Source organism: Bacteroides sp. (assembly GCF_052357945.1).
GTDB lineage: Bacteria > Bacteroidota > Bacteroidia > Bacteroidales > Bacteroidaceae > Bacteroides.
This window is the reverse complement of sequence record NZ_DAWCXD010000192.1, coordinates 1-7,658: the sequence shown is the minus strand read 5'-3', so window position 1 is coordinate 7,658 and position 7,658 is coordinate 1. Positions and strand designations below refer to the sequence as shown.

Here is a 7,658-nt window from a genome sequence, read left to right as displayed (position 1 = left end):
GTGTATTTGGTGAAGAAAGTGAAGGGCTGTGAAGAGTGAGAATGATACTACTTGTTCACATAAGATATCTGTGAATAAGATGGTTACGCCTCTGTGACGACTGTGAATGACAGCATATATCATTGCAATCAGAAAGTAGTAAACAATCAAGTCCCGAACATATTTTGATTGGTAATGATTTTATTGCAAATAATGTTATTACTAATCGAAGTATTTCTTATTTTTATATTCCTCTTTAAAGCTTGCGCCTTTTGTGCCCTGTTGCATTTTATTTTTTATTTTGTAAGTCGGCAAGGTCTGCGTTTCTGAAAAAAACAATATATTTGCATTCATAAATATCGCAAAAGTAAGTAGTTACGGTGATTTTTATAAATTTTGTTCTCTTTTTTCGCAGGAAAAGTGACAGTATGAACGATAAAATTGACATCATAGTAGCGGGAGTAAACCGGAAGGATGAAAAGATGTGGGGCGATTTCTACGATCGTTTTTATACTGCTTTATGTGTTTATGTTTCCAAGATATTGCCAGTCCCCGATGCGGTGGAAGATTTGGTACAGGAAGTTTTTATTTCTGTATGGGAGGGGAAGCGTACCTTTTCTGATATTAAAGAGCTTACCAATTATCTTTATCGTGCCTGCTATAATAATGCCTTATTATATATACGTAATAATCAAATTCATGATACTATTTTAAGTTCTTTGGCGGAAGAAGAAAGTGTGGTGGACGAAGATACGATTTATGCACTGACAGTAAAAGAAGAAATTATCCGGCAACTCTATTGCTATATCGAAGAACTTCCTGCCGAACAACGTCGGATTATTTTAATGAGAATTGAGGGACATACATGGGAAGAGATAGCGGAACGTCTGGAGATAAGTATCAATACTGTCAAAACCCAAAAGACTCGCAGCTATAAATTCCTCCGTGAAAGGTTGGGGGATTCCATTCATTCCATAATTCTTTTTTTATTTTTCTAAAAATAAAAAAAAACATTCTGATACTTCTTTGTCTTTTTATTGATTGATTAAGATTTATTCTATTTGTTAAAATCAAATCTTTTTCTCCTATATAATGACATTATGATATATTTCTACCTCTAAATTCTGATTCATTATTCTTTTATTTCAAAAAAATGTCATCTTTTTGTCACCCGTTTTTATGAGTTGTGTATATCTATAATAAAGATGAATTAAACAATTGTTTAATTAAAAAAACGCAATAAGATGAAGAAGTTCGAAAATGTATATCAAGACGCTGCTTTAATGAGAAAGGTTCTTTTGGGGGAGGCTGATGAAGTGGAACAAAAAGATCTTGAGAAACGGTTGGCAGAATGTCCGGACTTACGAAATGTATACGAGCAATTACAGAGCGGGGAGACTTTGAAAGTCGCCTTTGGAGAATATCAAAAATATTCGTCAAAGAAAGCTTATCAGTCTTTTCTTCAGAGTATCGGGCAGATGGAATCGAAAGGCCGGAAGAGTCGTTCTCGTCGGGTGGGGTGGTACGCTGCTGCGGCTGTCGTTACTTTAGCCGTTGCTCTTTCTTTCTATATGTCGAATTATATCTCATCGGAAAAAGAAGGGAAAACTTTGATTCAGCCGGGAACGCAGCAGGCACAATTGACTTTGTCCGATGGCAGCGTGATTGATGTGCATAGAAAAGAAGTAAGCGTAGTAGTAGATGGCGTTCAAGTAAAATATAAGAAAGGAGTGTTGTCTTATCAGCCTACCGTCACGACACAACATGAGGAGAAAAACATTGAAGAACAACCTGGCAAATCAAATGAACTGGTAATACCGCGTGGAGGTGAAAATACTGTAATCCTTGCAGATGGAACGACAGTACATTTGAATGCCGGTTCTAAATTGACCTATCCGGTACGTTTTGCCGGTAAACGTCGAATTGTGCGTTTGGAGGGTGAAGCTTATTTTGATGTAGCAGGAGATGAGAATCATCCATTTGTGGTACAAACTCATCTCGGGGAAATAACTGTACTTGGTACTGAATTCAACGTGAATGCTTATGCCGATACCCCTGTTTGTTATACAACCCTAGTACATGGAAAAGTGAAATTCTCTACATTAAATGCGGAAACGATTACTCTTTCTCCGGGTGAACAGGCTGTTGTATTTGCCAATAGTTCAACGAAACGCAAGGTGGATTTGGAAGAATATGTTGGTTGGGTAGATGGTATGTACATCTTTAATGACCGTCCCTTGGGCGATATAATGAAGACATTCGAACGCTGGTACGACATACAGGTTTATTACGAAACCCCTAACCTGCGCGACATTACCTATAGTGGTAACTTGAAACGCTACGGGACAATAAATTCATTCTTGGATGCACTGGAACTGACAGGAGACCTTACTTATAAAATCAGTGGCAGGAATATATTGATATATGACAAAGTGGAAGAACAGGAATGGAAAAGATAGAATATTAGCATAGTTAGAATATTAGGTACACAAAAGTTTAATTATTAATTTATGAGAGAAAAACGATGGCTGCTATGTTTTCTAGTGGCAATGTGCTGTACGTTTAGTGCATGGGCATTACCGTCACAAGACAAGACGGTGACTTTGAAACTGCACAATGTCTCTATAGAGACTGTCCTGGATGCAGTGAAGAAACAGACAGGTGTGAATATGTTATATAATTCACAAATGTTCAAGGGTGTTCCTTCGGTATCACTTGATGTGAAGAACGAGAGATGGGATACAACTCTTAAATTAGTGTTGAATCCTCAAGGGTTTGACTATGTGATGAAAGACGGTATTGTTGTCATTCGAAAACAAAAGCGTGAAAACCGTGTCCGTGGTATGGTGACAGACTCACATGGAGAGCCGATTCCCGGAGCTAGTATTATTGTTAAAGGTACTCGTACAGGTACTTCTACCAATATTGAAGGTGAATTTACTTTGGACGTAAAAAGTGATAAGGTGGTGTTGGAAGTTTCTTTTATAGGTATGAAGAAGCAAACTGTCCAAGTGGATGCTACTCGTCGGAAAACGGTTGAAATTACATTGGTGGATGATGTCAAAACATTGGAAGATGTGGTTGTGACCGGATATAGCAATGTACGTAAATCCAGTTTTACGGGTAGTTCGACTCAGATTTCGGGTGATGACTTGCGTAAGGTGTCACAGACAAATATAATTGGGGCGATCCAGTCATTCGATCCCTCTTTCCGTTTGGTAGATAACGTACAATTTGGTTCTGACCCGAATGCTTTACCAGAAATGTATATTCGTGGACGTTCCGGTTTTGGCGTTAAAGAACTGGATAAAGATCAGCTTTCAAAATCAAATTTGGAGAATAATCCTAATTTACCAACTTTTATCATGGACGGTTTTGAAGTAAGCATTGAGAAGGTATATGACTTGGATCCTACCCGTATTGAGAGTTTGACGGTTTTGAAAGATGCTGCTGCTACTGCTATGTATGGTTCACGTGCTGCTAATGGAGTGGTGGTAATTACTACTGTTGCTCCGAAAGCAGGAGAGGTTCGTGTCTCTTATAACTTTACAGGAACGTTGGAAATGCCCGATTTACGGGATTATAATTTGGCAAATGCGTCGGAGAAGCTGGAAATAGAGCGTCTCGCAGGATTATTTGATAAAGGACAAGCTAACATTCCATCGACTGCGGTAGGGATGAACAACTATTATAAGAAATACGCTTTAATTCAAAAAGGAGTAGATACGGATTGGATGTCTATTCCACTTCAAAATTCTTTCAATCATAAGCACAGTATTTACTTAGAGGGAGGAACACCTAATTTGCGTTATGGTGTGGACGGTTCATTTAATATAGCAGATGGTGTGATGAAGGGTACAGAACGTAATCGCTATAGTGCAGGCTTCTCTTTGGATTATCGCATCAAGAATTTGCAAGTAAGAAACTATGTATCTTTCGGGCATACGAAATCGAAAGAATCTCCGTATGGTTCGTTTAGTGATTTTAGCGGACTACAGCCTTATGACTCTCCTTATAAAGATGATGGAACACTCCGGGAGAAACTCACATATTCGAAAATTAGCGGACGTGACAATAATAACCCGCTATATGAAGCAACTTTGGGTAATTATAATTGGAACTCTTATGATGAGGTTATTGATAATTTGAGCTTTAACTGGTACCTGAATGATTACTGGACGGTTAAAGGGCAGTTCAGTGTAACGAAGAAATATTCCAAATCAGAGAAGTTTATTGATCCGCTTTCAAGTAAGACTAGTGTTACAGGTTCAAAAGATAATAATCTTGCCGGTGATTTGTATACGACGAATGGAGAAAGTTTGGATTGGAATTCCAATGCTTTTTTATACTATACACGTAGCTTTAACAAGCAGCACAATTTGAATGTTTCAGCAGGTTGGGAAGCAGCTTCAGGTACCACTGAGAGTACCAATGCTCATTATCGTGGATTTCCGTCGGGTGAGTTTCACTCTCTGAATTATGCGGCGGAAGTATATAAGAAACCTACCCGTACTGAGAATACCACACGAAGGGTTAGCGTATTAGCTTCTGCCAATTATACGTGGAATGATATTTATTTGGTAGACGCTTCTGTACGTTTCGACGGTTCGTCAGAGTTTGGGGCGAATCAGAAGTGGGCTCCTTTCTTCTCTGGAGGTTTGGGTGTTAATATTCATAACTATGATTTCTTCAAAAGTAACGGATATATCAATAAGTTAAAATTACGTGCTTCTTATGGGCGTACCGGTAAAGTTAATTTCCCGGCTTATGCTGCAACGACGATGTATGAAACTTTATTTGATGAATGGTATATAACAGGTTATGGGGCTGTATTGAAAGCTTTAGGTAATAAAGATTTGACTTGGGAAAAGACGGATAAGCTGAGTGTTGGTATCGAAACAAAAACGTTCCATGATCGCCTGACTGTCGATTTCGAGTATTACTATAATAAGACAATCGACTTGGTGAATGATGTCACTCTTTCCCAAACTTCCGGTTTCTCTACTTACAAAGATAATATGGGACAAGTTGCCAACAAAGGCGTAGAATTAAAACTTCGTGCGGATATTTATCGTGACAGAAACTGGAATGTGGCGTTATGGGGAAATATGGCGCACAATAAGAATGAGATTCTGAAGATTTCCGACTCTCAGAAAGCATATAATGAAAGAGTGGCCGCTTATTATAAAAATGAAGCACTTTATCAAGAAACATTAGGGCTGTCTCATGGTGCGGAATATTCGGTACCACTGCCACAGTATGAGGAAGGAGCTTCTCTGACTTCAATTTGGGCTGTACGTTCATTGGGCATTGATCCTACTACGGGTAAAGAGATCTTTTTGAACCGTGATGGCTCTATAGCTGATAAGTGGAATGCTGCGCAGGAGGTTGTAGTTGGAAATACAGAACCTAAATGTAGTGGTGCTTTCGGGTTGAACCTGTCATATAAGAATTGGACTCTGTTTGCTTCATTTCTTTATGAGTGGGGTGGACAGGAATACAATCAAACATTGGTCAACAATGTGGAAAATGCGGACTTAGTGAACAAGAATGTCGATTTACGCGTATTGACGGACAGATGGAAAAAACCGGGTGACATAGCTCAGTTTAAAGATATTAAAGATCGGGGGATGACTACTTTGCCAACATCACGTTTCGTGCAGGATAAAGCATTGGTTCGATTGAATTCATTGAATGTCAGCTATGATTTTAACCGTGACTGGATAAAAAAACATCTCCGCATGAATCTGCTTCGTCTGGAAGCTTCTACGAGCGACTTGATAAACTGGTCATCTATTAAACAGGAACGCGGATTGAGCTATCCGAGATCTTGGAAAGTGGAATTCTCATTAAAAGCACAGTTCTAAAAAAAGAAGAAAAAATGAAAAAGATATATACAATAATATTTGTGTCATGCCTAGCAGCTATCTCGTTCAGTTCTTGTAGTGACTGGCTGGACGTGAGACCCGCGGATGAGATAAAGGAAGAATATTTGTTTGAGACAGGAAACGGCTATCGTACAGCCTTGAATGGTATATACCGGAAGTTGGCGACTTTCGATTTATATGGTAGTAATCTGAGTTGGGGATTGATAGATGGCTGGGGACAGGTATATGACTTGGACAAAGCCCCCGACAGCGGTGGTGGTAAAGCTATGAAGAAATTATCGAAGTTTTTGTATAAGAACTCTGAACTTACTCCTACAACAGATGCTATGTGGAGCGCAGCGTGGAATATCATAGCCAATTGTAATAACCTTGCACAGCAGGTGGCAGAGGAAGATACAATGCTGTTCTACAAACGTACGCAGGAGAAAAATATGATTTTAGGAGAAGCTATTGCCTTACGGGCGTATATGCATTTTGATTTGTTACGTATATATGCGCCGTCTTTGGCTATGAATCCGGGAGATAGGCTTTTTATTCCGTATGTGGACAAATATCCATCTTATTTATCCGATCGACAAACAGTCGGTTACTGTTTGGAACGCATCATCGCTGATTTAGTAGAAGCGCAAAAGATTTTGAAGGATGTGGATAAGTCATCAGAGTTTACTTCGGGTAATCGTTTTACTAAGTCTCCTTCCGGAGAGGAACGTTTTGTGTGGTACAGAGGATTCCATCTTAATTATCATGCCGTAACTGCGGAGTTGGCTCGTGTTTACTTATATGCAGGACAATCGGAAAAGGCCTATGAAACAGCGAAGTTACTAATAGATATTAATGCTGATAAAGGTTATTATAAGGCAGTAACAAGTAGTTATAGTGGACCTATGAATATAGAGAATGGGAATATAAAGATGTATGAAGACATTATATTTGCATTATACTCTACAGATCAGACTGATTGGGATTTGGAGATTAATCATGCAAGTGATAATGCTACCAAACCGGATGATGAAAAGTATCTGGCTTTGAGTGATGCTGTGATAACGAAATTCTTCGGTACCGAAAGCGATAAAGACTGGCGTCTTAAGTATCAGTTAGGACCGAATACTTCTTCTTTTTATCGTTCATTGAAGTATAAAAAACAAGATGAAGGTTCTGGTTTTGGTAAAGTGAATAGTACAATGGTGCCTATGATTCGTATGTCTGAAGTATATTATATAGCTGCAGAGGCTATTTATGATACAGATAAGGAATTGGCCAAGACATATCTTAAAACTGTGAAACAAGGGAGAGGTATTAGTTCTCCTGACCTTAGCAAATCGGGTACGAAGCAAGACTTTATTAATCTGATTGTTGATGACGCTCGTCGCGAGTTTATTGGCGAAGGACAGACTTTCTTTTTATACAAGCGTTTGAAACGGAACTTGGAAGGGTCGGATGAAAAGCAGTCCGTAGAATATCCGGCGATTGAAGATAATTTGGTGATGCCATTGCCTGATTCGGAAAGCAATATTTAAATTTTGAAAGATTGAAGATATATGAAAAGAATAAGTTTTTATATAGTCATTGTATTGTTGGGAGTCTCCTTCTTTACTTCTTGTGAGGAGCAAGGATTACTGACCCATACAAATGATGTGTCATATATTGCATTTGAGAAAAATATGACAACAGATACAACAGGTGTATCTTTTAAGTTTTACAATGAAGGTGAAAATGCTAAGATATTATTAGGAGTTACCATTTCTGGAAAAGTACAGGATAAGGATTTGGAGTTTACGGTCAGTGTAGATC

4 protein-coding genes and 1 pseudogene are annotated in these 7,658 nt (G+C 38.6%); all 5 read left to right on the top strand.

What is annotated here, in order from left to right:
- Positions 1 to 407: 407 nt before the first annotated feature.
- Positions 408 to 977, top strand: a complete 570-nt coding sequence (locus ACT8YW_RS20875) for an RNA polymerase sigma-70 factor (RefSeq protein WP_444107022.1) — start codon at positions 408 to 410, stop codon at positions 975 to 977.
- A 246-nt stretch (positions 978 to 1,223) separates the two neighbouring features.
- The gene (locus ACT8YW_RS20870; RefSeq protein WP_444107021.1) at positions 1,224 to 2,438 is read left to right on the top strand and encodes a FecR family protein; all 1,215 of its coding nucleotides are present in this window, start codon (positions 1,224 to 1,226) and stop codon (positions 2,436 to 2,438) included.
- 51 nt (positions 2,439 to 2,489) lie between these two features.
- Positions 2,490 to 5,846, top strand: a complete 3,357-nt coding sequence (locus ACT8YW_RS20865; protein ID WP_004298023.1) for a SusC/RagA family TonB-linked outer membrane protein — start codon at positions 2,490 to 2,492, stop codon at positions 5,844 to 5,846.
- Between the two features lie 14 nt (positions 5,847 to 5,860).
- Complete coding sequence (locus ACT8YW_RS20860; protein ID WP_004302963.1) at positions 5,861 to 7,384, top strand: RagB/SusD family nutrient uptake outer membrane protein; 1,524 nt, start codon at positions 5,861 to 5,863, stop codon at positions 7,382 to 7,384.
- Positions 7,385 to 7,405: 21 nt separating this feature from the next.
- Positions 7,406 to 7,658: pseudogene (locus ACT8YW_RS20855) on the top strand (DUF4843 domain-containing protein); the annotation flags it as partial.

Bases quoted from the DNA above. Each gene is read 5' to 3' on its own strand.
- ACT8YW_RS20875 (WP_444107022.1), top strand. From the start codon at position 408: ATGAACGATAAAATTGACATCATAGTAGCGGGAGTAAACCGGAAGGAT.
- ACT8YW_RS20865 (WP_004298023.1), top strand. From the start codon at position 2,490: ATGAGAGAAAAACGATGGCTGCTATGTTTTCTAGTGGCAATGTGCTGT.
- ACT8YW_RS20870 (WP_444107021.1), top strand. From the start codon at position 1,224: ATGAAGAAGTTCGAAAATGTATATCAAGACGCTGCTTTAATGAGAAAG.
- ACT8YW_RS20860 (WP_004302963.1), top strand. From the start codon at position 5,861: ATGAAAAAGATATATACAATAATATTTGTGTCATGCCTAGCAGCTATC.